At 69.6% G+C, this 17,915-nt stretch carries 20 protein-coding genes and 2 tRNA genes; 10 read left to right on the top strand and 12 right to left on the bottom strand.

Translation table 11 applies throughout. The features are described from left to right. Positions 1–10 precede the first annotated feature (10 nt). Positions 11–340 carry a DUF1491 family protein gene (locus K8940_RS06070; protein WP_223393764.1) on the bottom strand — a complete coding sequence of 110 codons (330 nt, stop codon included), beginning with the start codon at positions 338–340 and terminating at the stop codon, positions 11–13. A 66-nt stretch (positions 341–406) separates the two neighbouring features. Here K8940_RS06070 and K8940_RS06065 point away from each other — a divergent pair, with 66 nt between their 5' ends. Continuing rightward, complete coding sequence (locus K8940_RS06065) at positions 407–1,297, top strand: hypothetical protein (protein WP_223393762.1); 891 nt, start codon at positions 407–409, stop codon at positions 1,295–1,297. Positions 1,298–1,300: 3 nt separating this feature from the next. Here the strand turns inward: K8940_RS06065 and K8940_RS06060 are convergent, their stop codons facing one another. After that, positions 1,301–3,055 (bottom strand): sensor histidine kinase, encoded by a 1,755-nt coding sequence (locus K8940_RS06060; RefSeq protein ID WP_223393760.1) that lies wholly within the window; start codon positions 3,053–3,055, stop codon positions 1,301–1,303. Between the two features lie 196 nt (positions 3,056–3,251). Between K8940_RS06060 and K8940_RS06055 the strand changes: the two genes are divergently transcribed. The 5 genes from K8940_RS06055 (at position 3,252) to K8940_RS06035 (ending at position 6,359) form a co-directional block, all read left to right on the top strand. Then, positions 3,252–4,046: a sensor histidine kinase gene (locus tag K8940_RS06055; protein WP_223393758.1), complete on the top strand. Its 795-nt coding sequence runs from the start codon at positions 3,252–3,254 to the stop codon at positions 4,044–4,046. Positions 4,047–4,090: 44 nt separating this feature from the next. Continuing rightward, a complete protein-coding gene (locus K8940_RS06050; protein ID WP_223393756.1) occupies positions 4,091–4,516 on the top strand; it encodes a SufE family protein in 426 nt (141 codons plus the stop codon). Next, positions 4,509–5,441, top strand: a complete 933-nt coding sequence (locus tag K8940_RS06045; RefSeq protein ID WP_223393754.1) for a rhodanese-related sulfurtransferase — start codon at positions 4,509–4,511, stop codon at positions 5,439–5,441. The genes K8940_RS06050 and K8940_RS06045 overlap by 8 nt, the downstream gene beginning before the upstream one ends. Positions 5,442–5,499: 58 nt before the next feature. Continuing rightward, a complete protein-coding gene (locus K8940_RS06040) occupies positions 5,500–5,949 on the top strand; it encodes a PA2169 family four-helix-bundle protein (protein ID WP_223393752.1) in 450 nt (149 codons plus the stop codon). An 89-nt stretch (positions 5,950–6,038) separates the two neighbouring features. Next, positions 6,039–6,359, top strand: coding sequence for an ArsR/SmtB family transcription factor (locus tag K8940_RS06035; RefSeq protein ID WP_223393750.1), 321 nt, complete (start codon positions 6,039–6,041; stop codon positions 6,357–6,359). Here the strand turns inward: K8940_RS06035 and msrA are convergent. Continuing rightward, the gene (msrA, locus tag K8940_RS06030) at positions 6,356–6,865 is read right to left on the bottom strand and encodes a peptide-methionine (S)-S-oxide reductase MsrA (protein ID WP_223393748.1); all 510 of its coding nucleotides are present in this window, start codon (positions 6,863–6,865) and stop codon (positions 6,356–6,358) included. The genes K8940_RS06035 and msrA overlap by 4 nt on opposite strands. Before the next feature lie 181 nt (positions 6,866–7,046). Between msrA and K8940_RS06025 the strand changes: the two genes are divergently transcribed. Beyond that, complete coding sequence (locus tag K8940_RS06025; protein WP_223393746.1) at positions 7,047–7,796, top strand: glucose 1-dehydrogenase; 750 nt, start codon at positions 7,047–7,049, stop codon at positions 7,794–7,796. 11 nt (positions 7,797–7,807) lie between these two features. On the opposite strand, the gene K8940_RS06020 is transcribed toward K8940_RS06025, so the two are convergent. The 7 genes from K8940_RS06020 to K8940_RS05990 all read right to left on the bottom strand — a co-directional run bounded on the left by K8940_RS06020 (position 7,808) and on the right by K8940_RS05990 (position 13,023). Continuing rightward, positions 7,808–8,563 carry a DUF6456 domain-containing protein gene (locus tag K8940_RS06020; RefSeq protein WP_223393744.1) on the bottom strand — a complete coding sequence of 252 codons (756 nt, stop codon included), beginning with the start codon at positions 8,561–8,563 and terminating at the stop codon, positions 7,808–7,810. After that, positions 8,563–8,931: a helix-turn-helix domain-containing protein gene (locus K8940_RS06015; protein WP_223393742.1), complete on the bottom strand. Its 369-nt coding sequence runs from the start codon at positions 8,929–8,931 to the stop codon at positions 8,563–8,565. The genes K8940_RS06020 and K8940_RS06015 overlap by 1 nt, the downstream gene beginning before the upstream one ends. A gap of 120 nt (positions 8,932–9,051) precedes the next feature. Continuing rightward, on the bottom strand, positions 9,052–9,987 hold the full coding sequence (locus K8940_RS06010) for a hypothetical protein (protein WP_223393740.1): 936 nt from the start codon (positions 9,985–9,987) through the stop codon (positions 9,052–9,054). A 14-nt stretch (positions 9,988–10,001) separates the two neighbouring features. Further along, positions 10,002–10,925 carry a sugar kinase gene (locus K8940_RS06005; RefSeq protein WP_223393738.1) on the bottom strand — a complete coding sequence of 308 codons (924 nt, stop codon included), beginning with the start codon at positions 10,923–10,925 and terminating at the stop codon, positions 10,002–10,004. A gap of 1 nt (position 10,926) precedes the next feature. Then, the gene (locus tag K8940_RS06000; protein ID WP_223393737.1) at positions 10,927–12,714 is read right to left on the bottom strand and encodes a DUF885 domain-containing protein; all 1,788 of its coding nucleotides are present in this window, start codon (positions 12,712–12,714) and stop codon (positions 10,927–10,929) included. 110 nt (positions 12,715–12,824) lie between these two features. Next, positions 12,825–12,899, bottom strand: a tRNA-Gly gene (locus tag K8940_RS05995). Positions 12,900–12,948: 49 nt separating this feature from the next. Beyond that, a tRNA-Gly gene (locus K8940_RS05990) sits at positions 12,949–13,023 on the bottom strand. A gap of 170 nt (positions 13,024–13,193) precedes the next feature. On the opposite strand from K8940_RS05990, the gene K8940_RS05985 reads away from it, so the two are divergent. Continuing rightward, the gene (locus tag K8940_RS05985) at positions 13,194–14,054 is read left to right on the top strand and encodes an SDR family oxidoreductase (protein ID WP_223393735.1); all 861 of its coding nucleotides are present in this window, start codon (positions 13,194–13,196) and stop codon (positions 14,052–14,054) included. A gap of 4 nt (positions 14,055–14,058) precedes the next feature. On the opposite strand, the gene K8940_RS05980 is transcribed toward K8940_RS05985, so the two are convergent. Further along, positions 14,059–14,931, bottom strand: coding sequence for an alpha/beta fold hydrolase (locus K8940_RS05980; RefSeq protein ID WP_223393733.1), 873 nt, complete (start codon positions 14,929–14,931; stop codon positions 14,059–14,061). Positions 14,932–14,986: 55 nt separating this feature from the next. On the opposite strand from K8940_RS05980, the gene K8940_RS05975 reads away from it, so the two are divergent. Together K8940_RS05975 and K8940_RS05970 are read left to right on the top strand one after the other, a co-directional pair. After that, positions 14,987–16,159: a glycosyltransferase family 4 protein gene (locus K8940_RS05975; RefSeq protein ID WP_223393731.1), complete on the top strand. Its 1,173-nt coding sequence runs from the start codon at positions 14,987–14,989 to the stop codon at positions 16,157–16,159. Then, positions 16,156–17,124, top strand: coding sequence for a glycosyltransferase family 9 protein (locus tag K8940_RS05970; protein ID WP_223393729.1), 969 nt, complete (start codon positions 16,156–16,158; stop codon positions 17,122–17,124). Before K8940_RS05975 ends, K8940_RS05970 begins: the two co-directional genes overlap by 4 nt. Here the strand turns inward: K8940_RS05970 and K8940_RS05965 are convergent. Then, positions 17,121–17,723 carry a YitT family protein gene (locus K8940_RS05965; protein ID WP_223393727.1) on the bottom strand — a complete coding sequence of 201 codons (603 nt, stop codon included), beginning with the start codon at positions 17,721–17,723 and terminating at the stop codon, positions 17,121–17,123. The two genes, K8940_RS05970 and K8940_RS05965, sit on opposite strands and share 4 nt — an antisense overlap. Positions 17,724–17,915: the final 192 nt, after the last annotated feature.

The raw sequence follows: 17,915 nt of genomic DNA, 5'->3' as shown, positions 1-17,915 counted from the left end.
CCCCAGCTGTTCACACTTCCACGGGCTCGGTCAGGAAGTGGCGGCCATCCCGGTCCTCGATTTCGACCACCCAGACGTCCGGATCGATCCGGGCGGCGCGCTCGGCATAGGCGTCCAGGTCGGGCTCGAACTCGGAACGGACCGGCTGCATCCAGAAGCGCTCGCCGTCGCCGCGCGTGGCCTCGCTGTAGAGTCGCGCCGTTCCGGCCCGGCGATCGACGACCTTGACCAGAACGGCCCCCGCCCGCGTATCGCCCTTGCGGGCCACCATGGCGAAGGCGCCGCCCAGCTCGGCGCGGCGGATCAACGCGCCCACCCAGATATCCGTCGAAAGAAGCATCCGCTAACCGAACCGCAACCACGGGGCTCCATAGTTCGCCCCTGAAGTCTCGAAGCATACGAGCAAATGACGCCGAAGACGCACCAGAAAGGTCGCGGGGCGCGATGGATCGGGGTGTCGATTGGGATCGCGGCGATGGCCGTCCCCACCGCGCTGCTTGCCGCCAACGCCGCCGACCAGCTCTACGAACGTACGCTGATGACGGCGGCCGATGGCCGCTGCCGGCTGTTCACGCCTACCGTTTCGGCCGCCCTCGACTCCTCGCGCGCCCAGGCGCGCGGCGCGACCCTGCGCTCCGGGGCCAGCGAGCTGCAGGTCACGGCCCTGGAACAGCGCGCCCGCGCCAAGGCCGCCGGCGCGGCCTGCGATTCCAAGGACCTGACCCTGGCCGCCTCGCGGGTGAAGGCCGCGTTCGACGGCTATTCGCAGATGCTGAGCATGACCTATCCGGGCGACGTCGCGTCCTGGAAGGCCGAGCGCTCGATCTCGGCGACCATTCCCGTCTGGCGTCTGTCGCAGTCCGCCGGCTTCGGCGCCGACCGGCTGATGTTCGGCCTGGTCGGCCGCGCCAAGGCGGTGACGGCCGTGGCGACCTTCGACAACGGCCAGCGTCCCTACACCGCCCGGATCATCGTCCGCGACGTCAGCCGCACGCTGGGTCCCTACTTCGCCCCCGGCGCCGGCCGCAATCTCTCGGGCAAGGTCGCGCCGCGCAACGCCAGCATCGTCTTCAACGCCGAGACCCGACAGGAAGCCCCGCTGACCCTGCTGCCGACCGGGGCCAAGACCGGCCTGGCCTTCCGTTTCCCGACGGCGGCGGCCGATGCGATCGCTCAACTGGATCCGCGCGAGGCGGTGACGGTGGAATTCGCCTTCGCCGGCCGGGGCGACGAAGTCACCCGCAAGGCCTATGTCGAGGTTGGCGACTTCGCCGCCGGACGCGCCTTCCTGCGCTAAGGCCTAACGGGGCGCGAAGGCGATGACGTTGTCGCCCAGGCTGGTCGGCGACGGGGCGACGTCTTCCTTGTCGTCCTCTTCGGCGGCCAGGATATCGGCCGCCGGTTCCGGACCGATCGTCACCGAGCGCAGCGGCGCCAACAGCACCGGCAGGCGCACGGACACGCTGGTGCCCGCGCCCAGGCGGCTTTCGATCGTCATCTCGCCGCCGTGCAGCTTGGCGAAGGCGCGGACCAGCGACAGGCCAAGGCCGGTGCCCCGGGCGCGCTGTTCGACGCCGCCGGCCTGCTCGTAGGGCCGTCCCAGGCGTTCCAGGTCCTCGGGACTGATGCCGACGCCGGTGTCGGCGACGATGATCTCCAGCACCCCGTCATAGCCGTGGGCCGTGACCGTCACCTGGCCGCCGCGCGGGGTGAACTTCAGGGCGTTGGACACCAGGTTCAGCACGATCTGCTTCAGGGCCCGGCGGTCGGCGTCGACCTCGAGCTCGCCCGGCGGCAGCACGCCCCGCAGCTGGACATTGGCGCCGTCGGCCTGGACGCGCAGCAGGCGCATGGCCGCCTGCACCGCCTCGCGGGCGTCGAACACCCCGCGCTGTAGCTCGAAGCGCTCGGCCTCGATCTTGGACATGTCCAGCACGTCGTTGATCAGGTCCAGCAGGTGCCGGCCGCTCTCGTGGATCAGCTCCGCATATTCGCCATAGCGGTCGCTCAGCGGGCCGAACATGCGACCGCGCATGATGTCCGAGAAGCCCATGATGGCGTTCAGCGGGGTGCGCAGCTCGTGGCTCATATTGGCCAGGAAGCGGGCGCGGCCGGCGGCCAGGGCCTCGGCGTCGGCGCGGGCCTGATCCAGGGCGATCTCGCGGTTGCGATCGCCGGTGATGTCGCGCAGCACGCCGACCAGCTGGTTCGGGGCCACGCGGACGAGGTCTAGCCCCACGACGCGCTCGACGCCCAGCGCCGGGCTGAAGGTCAGGCTGGCCGCGCCCTCGCGATGGGCCACGGCGATGGCCGCGCTCAGGCGCTGGCGGTCGCCCGGCGCGGCCGCGGCGGTCAGGCCGCGATCGAGAAGCTCGGCGGTGGTGACGCCCAAAGGCGCCGCGCCGCGCACCGTCGTCACCTGCCCCTGCCCCCGGATGGCGACCGCCAGAAGCGGCAGGCCGTCCAGCAGGGTCTCCAGCCCGATGATCTCGGACGTGTGACGGTCGTCGCGCGCGCCCTGGCGGCGACGGCCGATCAACAGGCCGGCGGCCAGGCCAAGGCCCGTGGTGACCAGCGCCAGGAAGCCCAGTACGAAGGCCAGCGGGCCGGTTGGTTCCGGCGGGGCCAGACCCGAAAGCTGGGTCAGCGCCGCCACGCACCCGCCGATCAGGGCCAGGGCCGCGCCCTCGGCCAGCCGCTTGGGCTGGTCCATGATCGAGGCCGCCGCCACGGGCGCCAGGCACCAGGCCGCCATGGCGCCGGAGACGCCGCCGGTCAGCACCGCCGCCAGCGCGCCGCCCACGGCCCACAGCACCAGCAGCAGCGATTGGGTGCGCTCGCCCCCGCGCGCGAACATCAAGGCCACCAGGGCCGGAAACGCCCCCGCGCCCAGGGCCGTCCAGATGGGCCAGCCGCCAGCGTTGGTGAAGAAGGCGGCGGCCGCCGCCAGGGCGATAGCCGCCAGCCAGCCCAGGCGCCACGCGTGCGCGGGATCGAACCCCGCCGCGTGAGCGGCCTGGCGTTTGATCGGGTCTGGCGACGTCTCGAATTCCAAAGCGGTCGACTTCTAGCCCGGCGCACAGGTTCGCCGTCGTCAAACCTTAACGCGGAGTGACCGCCGCCTCCAAGGCTGTACAATCGCCAAGCGACCTTTCTTCGTGGACGCGCTGTGGACGGAAACGGAATCGTAAGCGCCGTCGGCCATAGTCTCGGGCTCAAGTCGTCACGGACAGAAGGTCCGGGAGCTCACCATGCCAGAACCGGCGTCCTTGGACGCTTCGATCGCCTCCGCCTTCGCGGATCCCGCCCCGACCGATCGTCGGGCGGCCGCGGAGGAGCGTCGACGCTTGGCCCTGGACGATCGCAAGCGGTCGTTCCTGCGCATGGTCAGCCACGAGCTGCGCACCCCGCTCAACGCCGTGATCGGCTTTTCCGAGATCCTGTCGCAGGAGCTCTACGGTCCGCTGGGCGCGCCGCAGTACAAGGAATACGCGACGATCGTCCACGACAGCGGCGTCAAGCTGCTGAAGCTGGTCAATCAGGTCGTCGAGCTGGCCCGTCTGGAAGGCCACGTCACCGACATCAAGATGACGCCCGAGAACCTGGACGAGGCGATCGAGGACGTGATCGAGAGCCTGCGCGGCGAGATCGCGCGTCGTGACGTCATCATCCATGTGATCGGGCAAGGCGCCCTGCCGGTCGTCCTGGCCGATGGTCGCGGCCTGCGGACCATGCTGATCAATCTCGTGCAGAACGCCGTCACCCACTCGCCCGCCGGGGGAGTCGTGCACATCGCGGCCGTCAAGATCGGCGGCGAGATCGAGATCACCGTCCGCGACCAGGGTCCCGGCGTGGAGAGCGCTGAATTGCCGCGCCTGCTGCAGCCGTTCGAGCAGGGCGGCTCGGCCCTGACCCGGACGAACGAAGGCGTGGGCCTTGGCCTGCCGATCGTCGACCTCCTGTCGCGCGCCATGGGCGGCCAGCTGAAGCTGTCGTCCAGCCTGGGCGCGGGCTTCCTGGCCCGGTTGATCCTGCCCGTGGGATAGGCGCGCGCTTGCCTTGGACCGGCGAGCCCCCTAATTGGCCCGCCATGACCAGCGTGATCGACACCGCCCTCAACGACCTCGCCGACGAGTTCGAGCTCCTCGGCGACTGGGAGGAGCGCTATCGCTACGTGATCGAGCTGGGCAAGGACCTCGAGCCCCTGTCCGACGCCGAGCGCTCGGAAGAGAACAAGGTGCGCGGCTGCGCCAGCCAGGTCTGGCTGGTGACCGAGCCCCAGGCCGATGGAACCCTGAAGTTCCGCGGCGACAGCGACGCCCACATCGTCAGCGGCCTGGTGGCCATCATGCTGCGCCTCTATTCGGGCCGCGCGCCGGCCGACATCGTCGCCTTCGACGCCAAGGAAGCCATGGACAGGCTGGGTCTGTCGGGCGCCCTGTCCTCGCAGCGCTCCAATGGCCTGAAGTCGATGGTCGCCCGCATCCAGCACGACGCGAAGGTCGCCCTTGCCTAGCTATCGCGTCGCCGCGCTGTACCGCTTCACGCGGTTCGACGACCCGGCGGCGATCCAGGGCCCGCTGGCCGCCCTGTGCTGCGGCCTGGGCGTCAAGGGCACCCTGCTGCTGGCCCGCGAGGGGATCAACGGCACCATCGCCGGCGAGGACGCCGCCATCGAGGCGGTGCTTGACCACATCCGCGCCCTGCCCGGCTGCGCGGATCTCGCGCCCAAGACCGCCTGGGCCGAGCGCATGCCGTTCTACCGGATGAAGGTGCGCCTGAAGCAGGAGATCGTCACCCTGGGCGAGCCGGACCTCGATCCGACCGACGCGGGGACCTATGTCGAACCCGCCGACTGGAACGCGCTGATCAGCGATCCCGACGTCGTGGTGATCGACACCCGCAACGACTACGAGGTCGCCGTCGGCGCGTTCGAAGGTGCGATCGATCCCCGGACCGCCAGCTTCTCGGAATTCCCCGCCTGGTTCCGGGGCTGGCGCGAAGCTCTCCCGGCCCCGCCGAAGAAGATCGCAATGTACTGCACCGGCGGCATCCGTTGCGAGAAGTCGACCGCCTTTCTCAAGGCCGAGGGCATCGAGCAGGTCTTCCACCTGAAGGGCGGGATCCTCGACTATCTGGAGCAGGTCCCCGAGCCGGAAAGCCTCTGGCGCGGCGAGTGCTTCGTGTTCGACGAGCGCGTCGCGGTCGGCCATGGCCTGGCGCCCGGGACCCATGCCCTGTGCCGGGGCTGCCGCATGCCGGTCAGCCCCGAGGCCCAGGCCTCGCCGTTGTATGCCGAGGGCGTCTCTTGCCCCGCCTGCCACGACCGCCGCAGTGACGACCAGAAGGCCCGCGCCGCCGAGCGTCACCGCCAGGCCCAACACTGTGAAACCCTGGGCATCGAACATGTCGGCGCGAAATTACCCGTCCGGCCAAGCTGAACCCTTCAGGTCCACCCCGCGTTGACCCGGCTCCCCTTCCCTAGCGAGGAGCCGCCCCATGCACAGCAATCAAGACCACATCAAGCTCGTCAACGGCCTGGTCGAGACCACCATCGACAGCGCCGACGGCTACGCCGAAGCCGCCAAGGACGCCGACGCCTCGCGCTACAAGGACCTGTTCGAGCGCCGCGCCCAGGAGCGCCGCTCGGTCGCCTCGGAACTGCAGGACGAGGTCCGTCGCCTGGGCGGCGAGCCCAAGGACGACGGCACCATCCTGGCCGCCGCCCACCGCGTCTTCCTGAACCTGAAGGACTCCATCACCAAGGGCGACGAAGCGGTGGTCAGCGAGGTCGAGGCCGGCGAGGACCACATCAAGGCCAAGTACGAAAAGGCCCTGAAGGACACCGACGTCGAGCCCCAGACGCGCGCCGTGATCGAGAAGGCCTGGACCTCCGTGAAGTCCGGTCACGACCAGATGCGCGACATCAAGCACATGCTGAAGCACTAGGCGCGCTTCGGCGGCGCCAGGCGAAGGGCGGGATCGAGAGGTCCCGCCCTTTTTCGCGTACGTTTGCTTCGAAACGCCTCACACCGCATATGAAGGCCATGGAAGACGCGCCGCGCCCCATCCTCGACGCCCCTCTCGCTCTTGACGAGAGGCAGGTGAACCTGATCGCCAAGGCCCTGGCCGAGCCGCGCCGCCGCCAAATCCTCAAGGAGATCGGCGCGGCCAGCGAACCCTTCCCCTGCGGCGCGGTCGCCCAGCACGTGCCGGTCAGCGCCGCCACCCTCTCGCACCATATGAAGGAGCTGGAGACGGCGGGGCTGATCAAGATCTGCCGGCAGGGCAAGTTCGCGTTTCTGGTGCTGCAGCGCGACGTCTTGAACGCCTACCTGGCGCAGCTGGCCGAGATCTAGGCCGTCGCGCGCTTCGGAAGCCGCCAGCCGGGCCGCGCGAAGTGGCAGGTGTAGCCGTTGGGAATCCGCTCCAGATAGTCCTGATGCTCGGGCTCGGCTTCCCAGAAGGGGCCGACCGGCTCGACCTCGGTGACCACCTTGCCCGGCCAGAGGCCGGACGCGTCGACGTCGGCGATCGTATCCAGCGCCACGGCGCGCTGCGCCTCGTCCTCGTAATAGATAGCCGAACGATAGCTGGTCCCGATGTCGTTGCCCTGGCGATTGGCCGTCGTCGGGTCGTGGATCTGGAAGAAGAACTCCAGGAGCTCGCGGTAGCTGACCACCGCCGGATCGAAGACGATCTCGATCGCCTCGGCATGCGTGCCGTGGTGACGATAGGTGGCGTTCGGCACGTCCCCGCCCGAATAGCCGACCCGCGTGGCGACGACGCCCGGCCGTTTGCGGATCAGATCCTGCATACCCCAGAAACAGCCGCCGGCGAGCACCGCCCGTTCCGTCGTGGACATTCCGCATCTCCTTCGCAGTTCCCCGCCCATATGGGGGCTAGGCGGCCGCCACCGATAGAACCCATCGCGCGTCGCCGAAAAATTCTCATCGTCGCTCACGTTGAATCACTTCGATGATTATCTAAATGTCGAAGCGTTCGCCGCTCAAGGCGACCGGCCACAGGCCGAACGGAGAGAGACAATGAGCAAGCTTGCAGGCAAGACCGCCGTCGTCACGGGCGCGTCGAAGGGCATCGGGGCGGCCATCGCCAAGGCCTTGGCCGCCGAGGGCGCGGCCGTGGCGGTCAACTACGCCTCCAGCCGCGAGGGCGCCGACAAGGTGGTGGCCGAGATCACCGCCGCCGGCGGCAAGGCCATCGCCGTCCAGGGCGACGTGGCCAAGGCCGCCGACGTCACGCGTCTGTTCGACGAAACCCAGACGGCGTTCGGCGGCGTCGACATCCTCGTCAACAACGCGGGCGTCTACGAGTTCGCGGCGCTGGAGGAGATCAACGAGGCCCACTTCCACCGGCAGTTCAACATCAACGTGCTGGGCCTGCTGCTGGCCACCCAAGAGGCGGCCAAGCGCTTCGGCGCGGACGGCGGCAGCGTGATCAACATCAGCTCGGCGGCCACCACGGTCGATATCCCGACGGCCTCGGTCTACACGGCCACCAAGGCCTCGGTGGACTCGATCACCCGCGTGCTGGCCAAGGAGCTGGGTCCGCGCAAGATCCGGGTCAACGCCATCTCGCCGGGCGCGGTCGAGACCGAAGGCACCCACACCATGGGCATCATCGGCAGCGATCTCGAGACCCAGATGATCGCCCAGACCCCGCTGGGCCGCATGGGCCAACCGTCGGACATCGCGCCGGTGGCGACCTTCCTGGCCTCGCCCGAGAGCTTCTGGATCACCGGCGAGATCATCGCCGTGGCCGGCGGCAACCGCTAGGCCCGACGCGCTCAGGCCATCCGATAGTGCCGCGCCAGGCGCTGCAGGGCGAGTTTCAGGACCGTCTTGCCCGCCCGGCGCGGCAGCCTCAGCGCCACCTCGGCCTGCTCCAGGGCCGAGCCCATCAGACAGACGCGCTCCAGGATCTCGCGCAGGCCAGGCCCCACCTCGGCCAGGGCGCGCGAGATCCGCTGCCGCGTGGCGTGATCGCGTTCGGCCGGCGCCAGGCCCGGCCGTCCGCCGGACACGCGGGGCGTGAGATCCCAGCGCATGGTGGTGCGCCCCAGCGTCCCCAGGCTCTCGAACTCCTCGCGCAGACGCTCGGCCGCGGCGGCCTCGATCGGCGTCAACCACGGCCGCCCCGCGCCGTCGCGGCGACGAGCCAGCCAGGCGATCGGTGACTCGCCGAGATTGCGGCGTACGGTCCCTTTCCCGTCCGCGCCCGTCCCGTCCGGCGCCTCGACCTCGGCCTCGATGACGCCCGGACGGCCGGGCGGCGGAAGGAGGACGGGCTCGGGCCGTTCTGTCATGACCCAACCGCCCTGCGGTCGCGGCTTCAGCGTCGCCTCGCTGGCCAGGACCCGGAAGGCGGCCTCGTCCAGCGCCAGCATCACGCTGCGCTGGCGACTGGGACCCAGGCGTACGCCGTAGCCGACGCCCAGGGCCTCGATCACCGCGCCGGGCCGCGCCAGCAGCCGCATCGCCCGTTCCGCCAGACGCCTCGCCTCGAGGTCCGCGTCGAACATCTCGCTCGGGGACATCGCCATCACGGCATCCCCTCGGCATGGGCCGGCGCCTGGCGCAGACAGGCTTCCAGCTCGGCGAGGCGGCGATCGAACTCAGCGTTCTCGCGCATGTCCTCGATCTTGCGACAGGCGTGGCCGCAGGTGGTGCGATCGCGGCCGAACGCGAAGGCCACCCGGTGCAGCGGCCAGTGGAAGGTGATGTGGGTCAGGTAGATGGCCAGCTGCCGCGCGCGGACGGCGGCGTGCGAGGCCCGCTTGGGCGTCGAGATCTCGGCCGCCGGAACGCCGGTGGCCAGGGAAACGAGATGGGTGACAAAGCCGACCGTCAGGCGGTCGCGACGGGGATCGGGCGTGATCGCCCAGATGTCCTCAAGGGCTTGAACCAACATGGCGTCCTCTCCTCCCGGCCGCGAGAACGACCGGCAGGCGCCACTATAGGTTTATTTTCCCATAGAGAGGAAGATATTCCTATTTCACTCAAGCTTGGCGGAACTAAGGGATTGATTTCGCTAGGCCGCGATAGCCTCAATCCCCACCACTGGACGGGCGTTCGTACGCCGTTCATCCGCGATCGCTCCGCGCGCTGACACCGGCGCCTGAGCGACGAGTCGCGTCGCGGGCGCCTGGTCGAAAAGCGCCTGCATGCGCGCGGCCCATGCCTCGTCCACGATCGTTCCAGCGGCGCGCAACCGCTTACAGGCGCGGATGGCCTCGTCGGCCCCCACCGTGGGGTTCTCAGCCAGAAGATCCGGCGAACAGACAGACCGCAGCGCCCGAACCACCGCGGGCGGCGCGGGCGGTCCATCCCGCAGCCACTGCTCGGCCAGACGGAAGCCGTCGGCGCCGAACAAGCGCATCATGTAGCCGACCTTGGCCTGGATCTGGATCTGCCCCTTCCGATCGACGGCGATCATCGGGAAGGCAGGCGCCAGCGAGGGCAAGGCGGTGTTGGCGTAGAAGGTCATGGCCCAGTAATCGCTGGCGATCCGGACGAAGTGCGCGGCGTCCCGCACCAACGCCAGTCCCGACTCGCGCATCGGCAGGATCTCGACCTTGGCCTTGCGCACGTCGACGGTATCGTTGGAAACGTCCACGTACAGCGAGCCCAACTGAATCGCGTTCTGGAAATACCGGTCGCGCAAAACACCCCAGACCATTCGCCCTTGGCCGCCATTGGCGAAGAACGCCTTCAGCGCCCGCTCGCCAGCCGATCGCGGTCGGTTTAGTCGACTGTTAAGCCGCGACAGGACATCGATCGTGATCTCCAGGCACATGCCATAGGGATAGGGCTTGCCGTAGCGCGCGACCGCCTCGTCCCCCAGCACCCGATCCGTCTCGGCGCGCAAAGCCAGAAACATCGCTTCGAGGGCTGGAAGCGCCGGGATCAGAAAACGTTTGGTCAACGCCGATTGCAGACGATCGGCGCCAAGGTCGAACTCGCGCATGAGACTTTGAAGGGCTAGACGCCTTCGAGGGCGACACCATGCGGCAGGATGGCGCCGCGATGGGAAACCACAAGCGCGGCCAGGGCGTGAGCACGCTGGATCGCCTCCGGAATGGGTATCCCCGCCAGGCGCGACGACAGGTAGGCGGCGTTGAAGCTGTCGCCCGCTCCCGTGGTGTCGACGGCCTTGACCCGCGAAGGCGCCGGCGTGGCGACGCGGCCGTCCGGGCGATGGACGTTGACGGCGTGGCTCTCGTCCCGGGCCACGACCTCGGCGCCCGCCGCAGCCCACTCGCCGGCCAGGTCCTCGGCCTCGCGGCCGTAGAGGGGCCGACTGTCCTCGCTGCTCAGCGAGACGTAACGGCACGCGGGAACGACGCCGTCCAGGGCGGCGCGGGCGGCCTCGGGGTTGGGCCACAGGGCCGGGCGATAGTTGAAGTCCAGGGCCACGGCGATCCCCAGCGAGTGGACATAGGCGAGAATGTCCTTCAGGCGGGCGCGACCGATGTCGCCGATCACCGCCAGGGTGACGCCCGACAGGTAGACGAGGTCGCTGGCCTTGGCCGCCTCGATCAGCTGGTCGGCGGTGTGGGCCGAGAACAGGTCGCGGATCGGGGCCCGTTCGCGCCAGTAGTGGAATTTCCGCTCGCCATGCTCGTCCAGGACGATGGCGTAGAGACCCGGCAGACGGTTCTCGACCTGGCGGACCAGGCGGGTGTCCATGGTCTCGCGGCGCATGGTCGCCAGCACGCCCTCGCTGAAGGGGTCCCCCTGCCCCAGCGCGGTGCAATAGGCGACCTCATCGCCCAGGCGCGCCATGTAGATCGCCGTGTTGAACGTGTCGCCGGCATAGCCCATCCGGTACAGCGGCGCGCCGCCGTCACTCGCTTCCGGCGACAGCTCGACCATGCATTCGCCGAGGACGGTGATCTTGGCCATGTCAGCCCTTCTTCTTGTTCTGCCCAGTCTTGGCCTGATCGTCGATCCAGGCGTCGATGCGGATTTCCAGCACCGACAGCGGCAGCGAGCCGTGCAGCAGCACCGCGTCGTGGAAGCCGCGCTCGTCGAAACGGTCGCCCAGCTTCCTCTCGGCGCGCTGGCGCAGCTCCAGCAGCTTCAGCTCGCCGACCTTGTAGGCCAGGGCCTGGCCGGGCCAGGAGACGTAGCGCTTCAGCTCGACCTCGATGTTCACCGGCGACAGGGCGGTGTTGTCGGTGAAGCACGCGCGGGCTTCATCCAGGCTCCAGCCCTTCCAGTGCATGCCGGTGTCGGCCACCAGGCGGCAGGCTCGCCACATCTCGTAGGACAGCCGGCCGAACAGCTCGTAGGGATCACGGTAGATCCCCATCTCCTCGCCCAGCCACTCCGAATAGAGGCCCCAGCCCTCGCCATAGGCGGTGAAGTAGAGGTTGCGGCGGAACTCGGGGACGCCGACCTGTTCCTGGGCCAGCGAGGTCTGGATGTGATGGCCCGGCGCACCTTCGTGCAGCACCAGGGCGGGCAGCTCGTAGAGCGGCCGCTGGTCCAGCTCCGAGGTGTTGATCATCAGCCCGCCGGCTCGGCCGACCTTGGGATCGCCGCCGAAATAGCGGCCGGTCGTATAGCCCTTCTCGATGCTGGCCGGCACCGGTCGCACGCCATAGGTCAGGCGCGGCAGGACGCCGAAGTGGGCCGGCAGCTGGTCGTCCGCGCGCTTGGCGATCTCACTGGACTTCTCCAGGAGCTGCTGGCGGCTGGTCGCGTAGAAGCGCGGATTCTTGCGCAGCATGGCAATGAAGGCCGGCAGGTCGCCCTGGAAGCCGGCGGCCTTCATGGTCTCCTGCATGCGGGCGCGGATGCGGGCCACCTCGGTCTGGCCGATATGGTGGATCTGGTCCGGCGTCAGGTCGGTCGTCGTGTGCCGGCGAGCCAGGAAGGCGTAGTAGCGCTTGCCGTCCGGCAGGTCGGAAGCCGCCAGGCTTTTGGCCGCGTGCGGGACGTATTCCTCGCTCATGAACCTGACGAAGCCGGCGCGAGCCGGGGCGACCTTGTCGGTCACCGCCTTCTCGCCCTCGGCGACCAGGGCCGCGCGCGTGGCGGCGGGGACGCCGTCGGGCAGCGCCCGCAGCGGGGCCAGCAGCGGGTCTTCGGCCAGCGGCGTGGCGACGGCGCGCTGGGCCCGCTCCAGCACCGCCTGGGCGGTGGGGACGGCCTGGACGAAGCCGCTGGCGACGCCGCGACGGGCGTTGGCGATATTGGCCGCGTACCAGTCGGGCATGGCGTTCAGCAGGGCGATCCAGCGCCGCGCCTCGCCCTCGTCGCGCAGGGTCGTCCCGCTGGCCCGGTACAGCATCATCACGTCGAAGCCGCCGTCGCTGCTGAACGGCATGCGGGCCTCGTCGAAGCTCGCCGCCTCGATCCGGTCGCGCAGGCTGAACAGCAGCAGGTCGCGGGTCAGGCGCTCGTCGTCGGCCAGGCCCTTGTCGCCCATGGCCTTCAGCTCGCCCCGGATCTGCTTCAGCTTGGCGGCGCGGTCGGCGTCGGCGGCCGGCGAGACGTCGGGAAGCTTCCAGCGGGCGTCGGCCGAGCCGCCGGAATCGGGATCCTCGCCGGGGTCGCCCAGGGCCTCGTAGCGGATGACCAGCTTGGTCAGGTTGACGGAGGCGGGGCCAGCCCAGGCGGCCGGGGCCGCCAGCGCGGCGACGCAGACGCCAGCGAGGCAGACCTGCCAGATGGGATCGCGAGTCATGCGGCGCAGCTTAGGGCGCCGGGCCACGCGCGGCGACACGCGAATCGCCGGTCATCGGCCCTGCTGGGCCGACCGGTCGGATGTGTCCAATATTCGGAAGAAACCGAGAATGGAGCGGGCGAAGAGATTCGAACTCTCGACATCCACCTTGGCAAGGTGGCGCTCTACCACTGAGCTACGCCCGCGCTATTCGCGAGATATGGTCTCATCCAGACTTCCCGAAAGCCGGGAGAATGGAGCGGGCGAAGAGATTCGAACTCTCGACATCCACCTTGGCAAGGTGGCGCTCTACCACTGAGCTACGCCCGCATCGGCGAGGCTCAAAGAAGCCCCCGCGACGAGGAGGCGGCTTATGGCAGAGCGCTCAGCGCTTTGCAAGCGCCCTTTGAGGGGTTGCGGACCGGGTTTTTTCCGAGGCTTGATCCACACGGGTTTCAGCCGGGTTTTGGGTCCGGGTTTCTGGGGGCGGAGTTCGAGCGTTGCGTCTTTTCGTGTTCGGTCTGGGCTATGTCGGCGAGGCTTTCGCCAGCGCCTTGCGGGCGCGCGGCTGGGAGATCGCCGCCTCGGCGCGCGACGCCGCCCAGGCCGACGCGCTACGCGCCCGGGGAATCGCCTCGGCCGATCCGGCCGACCGCGACGCCATGGCCGCGGCCCTGGCCGGCGTGAACGCGATCCTCGTGACCTCGCCGCCTGGCCCCGACGGTTGCCCCGCCCTGGAGGCGATCATTCCCGCCCTCGCTCAGGCCCAGGCCTTCCCCGACTGGATCGGCTATCTGTCGACCACGGGGGTCTATGGCGACTTCGAGGGACGCTGGGTGTTCGAGACCAGCCCGCTCAAGGCCCAGTCGGTCGAGGGCGCACGGCGGGTCGGGGCCGAGCGCGACTGGCGACAGGTCGGGCGCGGCATGGGCCTGACCGTGGCCACTTTCCGCCTGCCCGGCATCTACGGCCCCGGACGCAGCGCCCTGGACCGCCTGCGCGCCGGCGAGGGCCGCCGGATCGTCAAGGCCGGTCAGGTATTCAGCCGCATCCATGTCGACGACATCGTCTCGGGCCTGCTCGCCTCGCTGGATCGTCCCCGCGCGGGCGGGATCTACAACCTGGTGGACGACGAACCGGCCCCGCCGCAGGACGTCATGGAACACGCCGCCCATCTGCTGGGCGTCCCCGTCCCGCCGGACCTGCCGTTCAACGAACTGGGCATGTCCCCGGCGACCCGCCGCTTCTACGCCGAGAACAAACGGGTCTCGAACGCACGGGCGAAGGCCGAGCTAGGCTGGCGGCCGGCCTATCCGACCTATCGCGAAGGCCTGGCGGGGATCCTGAAGGCGGGCGGTTAGAGGCCTACTCGTCGTCGATCGCCGGCGCGCGCGGCGTGATCCCCACCGCATCCAGGCCGGCCGCGTTGCGCAGCCGCGCCGCCCGCGCCAGGCGGCGGGAGACCAGATCGCCCTCCTCCGGCTCGGCCAGGCCCTTGGCCTCGGAGACGGCCGCGACCAGACGCTCCAGGTCCTGCGGGCGCGACAGGCGATGGTCGCCGTCCTTGATCAGGGTGAAGACCACATTGTCGGACTTCAGGGCGTTGGCCAGTTCCAGGGCGTGGGTCCACGGCACGTCCGGGTCGGCTCCGCCCTGCAGCACGCGCACCGGGACGTCGATTGGCACGGGTCCCGGCAGGATTGACCACCGCGCCCCGTCCTCCAGCAGCGCGCGGGTGATCGGATAGCCGCCGTCGTCGTAGTCCGACGGCCGGATCCAGAAACCGTCGCTGGCGATGGCCGCCTTGGCCGCGTCCGAAAGCTCGGGCTCCATCAGCTTCTCGGTGAAGTCCGGGGCGGGGGCGATCAACACCATGGCCTTGACCCGATCGGGCCGGGCGATCGCCGCCAGGCACGACAGCCATCCGCCCATGGACGAGCCGACCAGCACCAGCGGCCCTTCGGTCAGTTCGTCGATCACCGCCAGGGCGTCCTCGCGCCAGCGGCTGATCGTGCCGTCCTTGAACGCGCCCTCGGATTCGCCGTGCCCGAAATAGTCGAAGCGAACATACGAGCCGCCGGTCGCCCTGGCCTGTTCGGCCAGCACCTCGGCCTTGGTCCCGGTCATGTCGGAGTGGAAGCCGCCCAGCCAGACGACGGTCGGCCCCTCGCCGTCCACGCGCCGATAGCTGAGCTTCGAGCCGTCTTCGCGCGCGAGCGCGCCCCGGGATTCGGTCATGGCGTCGCCTCGATCCTTTCGCTAACTAAAGCCGCGTTGTTTTCGCGAGAGTCGCGTGCCCGACCTACCCGCCGATTTCACCCTGCTGCAAGTCACGCCGGAGCTGGAAACTGGCGGCGCGGAGCAGACGACGATTGATGTCGCCCATGCGGTGGTGGCGCAAGGCGGCAAGGCCCTGGTCGCGACCAAGGGGGGCCGGATGGCCGCGCGCCTGGAGGCCGACGGCGGCCGCCTGGCCCAGATGCCGGCCCAGTCCAAGAACCCGCTGGTCATGCTGGGCAACGCCGCGCGACTGGTCGACCTGATCCGGCGAGAGAAGGTTTCGGTGGTCCACGCCCGCTCGCGCGCGCCGGCGTTCAGCGCCCTCTGGGCCGCCCACGCCACCAAGACGCCGTTCGTGGCGACGTATCACGGCGTCTATAACGCCAAGTCCGAGCTGAAACGCTGGTACAACGCGGTCATGACCAAGGGCGACCTGGTGATCGCCAACTCCGAGTTCACACGCCAGCACGTGATCAAGGAGCATGGCATCGCGCCCGAGAAGGTCGTGGCCATCCCGCGCGGCGTCGACCTGTCGCGCTTCGAGCCCGGCGTCGTCGGCTGCGATCGCGTCGAGAAGCTGCGCCAGGCCTGGGGCGTCGCGGAGGGCGAGCGCCGGCTGAAGGTGCTGCTGGCCGGCCGCCTGACCCGCTGGAAGGGCCAAGGACTGCTGATCGAGGCCATGAAGCTGCTCAAGGATCGCGGCGAGAACCGGATCCTGCTGCTGCTGGCCGGCGACGACCAGGGCCGCAAGGGCTATCGCGCCGAACTGGAGGCCGCCATCGCCGCCGCCGGGCTGGAGGACGCGGTCAGGCTGGTGGGACATTGCGACGACATGCCGGCCGCCTACCTGCTGGCGGACCTGGCCATCGCGCCCTCGGTGGAGCCGGAGGCCTTCGGCCGCACGGCGGTCGAGCCGCAGGTGATGGGCCGCCCGGTCCTGGCTTCGGACCATGGGGCCACCCGCGAGACCGTCGTCCCCGGCGAGACCGGCTGGCTGGTCAAGCCGGGCGACCCGCAAGCCTGGGCCGACGCCCTGCTGCTGGCCTGCGAGACCGGCGCGGCGGGTCGTCAGGCCATGGGCCTGGCGGCGCGAACGCGGGCTCGGCGGTTATATTCGGTGGACGCCATGTGCGAAGCGACCCTCAAGGTCTATGCACGCGTATTGGGCTTGGAGCGTTCGTCGTGAGCAGGGAGATCAAGAAGGTCCTGGTGATCAAGCTGGGCGCCCTGGGCGACTTCGTCCTGGCGCTGGCCGCGATGAAGAAGATCCGCGAGGCGCACCCCAAGGCCAAGATCACCCTGCTGACCACGCCGCCCTTCGAGGCGCTGGCCAAGCTCAGCCCCTATTTCAATCACATCGAGACCGACGGCCGCCCCGGCGACCTGGGCGAGACGCTGGCCATGATCGGCCGCATCCGCAAGGCGCGCTACGACCGGGTCTACGACCTGCAGACCAACAGCCGGACCAACTGGTACTTCCAGCTGCTGCGCCCGTTCCCGCCGCAGTGGAGCGGCATCGCCTTCGGCTGCTCGCTGCCGCAGAAGGGCAAGGCCCGCCTGCGCATGCACACCCTGGAACGCCAGGCCGACCAGTTGCGGGCCGCCGGCGTGTGGCCCGACGCCCCGACCGAGCCGGGCGGCGCGCCGCCGCCGGATCTGTCGTGGATTCTGCGCAAGCACAAGGAGTCACGCGCCACCGCCGCCCCCGCGCCCAAGCCCTATGTCCTGCTGGTTCCGGGCGGCTCGGCCCACCGGCCCGAGAAGCGCTGGCCCGTCGAATACTACGCCCAGCTGGCCTCGCACCTGAAGGCGCGCGGCCTGGACATCGTCATCATCGGCGGCCCCCAGGAAAGCGCCATGGCGCGCCATATCCAGAAGGCCACCGGCGGCGCGCGCGACCTGACCGGCCGCACCGACTTCGCCCAACTGGCCATGCTGGGCGCCAAGGCCGCCCTGGCTGTCGGCAACGACACCGGCCCGACGCACCTGCTGGCCGCCGCCGGCGCGCCAACCATCGCCCTGTTCTCCGACGCCTCGGACCCCGACCTCTGCGCCCCGCGTGGCCATGTGGCCGTGATCCGCTCGCCGGACCTGCAGGCCCTGCCCGTCAGCACCGTCGCCAGCGCGGCCATCGCCCTGCTGGCGCGCTAGTATCCGGCGTACCGTCCGGGCTTGTGATTGGCGATGATCACCGCGCTCAGGGCCACGGCGCTGGCGATCGACAACAGGAGCTTGTCGAAGGGAATCGTGAAGAAGGCCGCGGCCACGACCAGGCAATCGGCCGCCATCTGCACCTTGCCGGCGCTGATCCCGCGCCGTTCCTGCAGATAGAGCGCCAGCACTCCGACGCCGCCGACGCTGGAGCGGTGCCGCGCCAGGGCCAGGATGCCCATGCCGATGATGGTGCCGCCGAACACCGCCGAGAAGATCGGGTCGACGTGGCTGACCTTCAGCCAGTAGGGCATGCCCCAGGCCAGGCCCGCCAGCAGCAGGTTGGTGGCCAGGGTCTTGAAGGTGAAGGTCCAGCCCAGGGTCCGCTGGGCCAGAACGTAGAACGGCAGGTTCAGGACGAAGAACACCACGCCGACCGGCCAGCCGCCGCTCAGATACGAGATGATCAGCGCCACCCCGGCCACCCCGCCGGTGACCAGACCGGCGGCCTTGAGCAGAGTCAGGCCCACGGCGATGAAACTGGAGCCGATCAGGAGGGCGTGGATGTCCTCCAGGGCGGTGTGGCGATGCTGAGTCATGACGGTCGAGGCAGGGGTCTTGATCCGGGAAAACTCTTCCCCCGCCCGCCGTTTCCGCCCCTTTGAACGCCAAAGCCCCTCCGGGGGTCGGCTCTGGTCAAAAAAACTGGACCCGGCCGGCGTCTCTTTGGCCGCCTTCGCTTGATACGCGGCGGCCGGCGGGTCATATATCAGTTTCTCGCGGCGCGCCCA

The sequence above is a fragment of the Caulobacter segnis genome (assembly GCF_019931575.1).
GTDB classification, from domain to species: Bacteria; Pseudomonadota; Alphaproteobacteria; order Caulobacterales; family Caulobacteraceae; genus Caulobacter; species Caulobacter segnis_C.
Note: the sequence above shows the minus strand (reverse complement) of the source record. Positions and strands in the feature narration are given on the sequence as shown.

Bases quoted from the DNA above. Each gene is read 5' to 3' on its own strand.
- K8940_RS06065 (WP_223393762.1), top strand. From the start codon at position 407: ATGACGCCGAAGACGCACCAGAAAGGTCGCGGGGCGCGATGGATCGGG.
- K8940_RS06070 (WP_223393764.1), bottom strand. From the start codon at position 340: ATGCTTCTTTCGACGGATATCTGGGTGGGCGCGTTGATCCGCCGCGCC.
- K8940_RS06010 (WP_223393740.1), bottom strand. From the start codon at position 9,987: ATGCGCGAGTTCGACCTTGGCGCCGATCGTCTGCAATCGGCGTTGACC.
- K8940_RS06015 (WP_223393742.1), bottom strand. From the start codon at position 8,931: ATGTTGGTTCAAGCCCTTGAGGACATCTGGGCGATCACGCCCGATCCC.
- K8940_RS06025 (WP_223393746.1), top strand. From the start codon at position 7,047: ATGAGCAAGCTTGCAGGCAAGACCGCCGTCGTCACGGGCGCGTCGAAG.
- K8940_RS06005 (WP_223393738.1), bottom strand. From the start codon at position 10,925: ATGGCCAAGATCACCGTCCTCGGCGAATGCATGGTCGAGCTGTCGCCG.
- K8940_RS06055 (WP_223393758.1), top strand. From the start codon at position 3,252: ATGCCAGAACCGGCGTCCTTGGACGCTTCGATCGCCTCCGCCTTCGCG.
- K8940_RS06035 (WP_223393750.1), top strand. From the start codon at position 6,039: ATGAAGGCCATGGAAGACGCGCCGCGCCCCATCCTCGACGCCCCTCTC.
- msrA (WP_223393748.1), bottom strand. From the start codon at position 6,865: ATGTCCACGACGGAACGGGCGGTGCTCGCCGGCGGCTGTTTCTGGGGT.
- K8940_RS06050 (WP_223393756.1), top strand. From the start codon at position 4,091: ATGACCAGCGTGATCGACACCGCCCTCAACGACCTCGCCGACGAGTTC.
- K8940_RS06040 (WP_223393752.1), top strand. From the start codon at position 5,500: ATGCACAGCAATCAAGACCACATCAAGCTCGTCAACGGCCTGGTCGAG.
- K8940_RS05965 (WP_223393727.1), bottom strand. From the start codon at position 17,723: ATGACTCAGCATCGCCACACCGCCCTGGAGGACATCCACGCCCTCCTG.
- K8940_RS05980 (WP_223393733.1), bottom strand. From the start codon at position 14,931: ATGACCGAATCCCGGGGCGCGCTCGCGCGCGAAGACGGCTCGAAGCTC.
- K8940_RS06020 (WP_223393744.1), bottom strand. From the start codon at position 8,563: ATGGCGATGTCCCCGAGCGAGATGTTCGACGCGGACCTCGAGGCGAGG.
- K8940_RS06000 (WP_223393737.1), bottom strand. From the start codon at position 12,714: ATGACTCGCGATCCCATCTGGCAGGTCTGCCTCGCTGGCGTCTGCGTC.